We start from the raw sequence: 1,322 nt of genomic DNA on the forward strand, positions 1-1,322 counted from the left end.
TATGCAGCGGATTGCAAATCCGTGGACCTCGGTTCGACTCCGGGAGGCGCCTCCATAATTCAGAAAAAACCAGTCCTAGTGACTGGTTTTTTCGTTTCTGGCCCCGCTAAAAGCTTCCTACGTACCCATTTCAATACTTATCAAAGAAATCTTTGTTACGGATATACTTGCTCATCAAGTGGTAAGAGAAAGGTCTTATCAGCCAACTAAAGATAGAGCGACCAAGGCGGATTAATGTAGGAGTGTTCTCATAGATTCGTCCGTTATAAAGCCAAAGCACTTTACCTACATGCCAATAGAGCAAAGGAACCGGTGGCATGAAGGTCACGATGTCGATGTCACAGCAAATTCGGTAGGTCTTCTTACTCATGCGATAGTGCTTTCGAAAGCTCCAATCACCAATGGCGGGTTGGCCAAAAGTCACTATTCGTTTAATACAGCCTGGGTACTTTTGATCAAAGTAATCAGCGAAGACACAACCGATAGCGCCTCCGGAAGAGTGGCCAGTAATAGACACTCTTTTTCCTTGTTCGATGAGAGGTGTGAGCGTGGCTTCCAAGCGCTCAATAACGGTTAAGCCAAGCTTATCTTCATTACGACTTGGCTGGCTTTCTTGAAACATTAGATGGTAGAAACCCGCATGCACACGATAATTGAGCCCAATTCTCTTACAGCTTCTTGTCCATAGAGCAAAGGTTAGTAGCCAATCTGAGATACTGTGCGATCCTTTGATTACCACAACCACTTCATCTTTGTCGCTACTCCACAACACTCTAATCATGGTTTTACCAAACTGGTTCTTGATGATGCGTTGTCCATTAGGGGCAAAACCATAGCGAGTCTGCTTAAAAACTCTAGGGTAGGCGAGGTTACAAAGAACGGCATAGCGCTCATATTGATATCGTTTTAGTGGTTTCACATGTTTACTTCTTAATAAGAGTTACTTCAAACTCTAATCGTTGAATGTGAAAAGCACATGAAAACGCCATTTGCTTGGTTTAAAACAATAAAATCACCGCATTCAATTGGTATTTGAATCAATGGTTGTCAGTGATTTGTCCGTTTAAATTAGAAATCCAAGTATAAGAACCGTACAAGCTGCACTAAATTTATTCTTTTGAGTTCGATAATTAATCACTTGAATTAAAAGATAAAATTTATTGTTGACGAATTTTTTCCTTCCGTTAAAGTACACCTCGTTCTCACGGCTTAGGTCGCTGAGAGATGGTGTTTTTACTTTTCAGTAATCGGCCTCGCAAGATTGCGTTGCCCTGGTGGTGGAATTGGTAGACACAAGGGATTTAAAATCCCTCGGCGTTCGC

1 protein-coding gene is annotated in these 1,322 nt (G+C 42.1%); it reads right to left on the reverse strand.

From position 1 onward, the window contains the following. Positions 1-130: 130 nt before the first annotated feature. Positions 131-919 (reverse strand): lipase, encoded by a 789-nt coding sequence (locus ACED41_RS21505; protein ID WP_371725667.1) that lies wholly within the window; start codon positions 917-919, stop codon positions 131-133. Between the last annotated feature and the right edge of the window lie 403 nt (positions 920-1,322).

This window comes from Vibrio sp. 1F255, from assembly GCF_041439145.1.
GTDB classification, from domain to species: domain Bacteria; phylum Pseudomonadota; class Gammaproteobacteria; order Enterobacterales; family Vibrionaceae; genus Vibrio; species Vibrio crassostreae_C.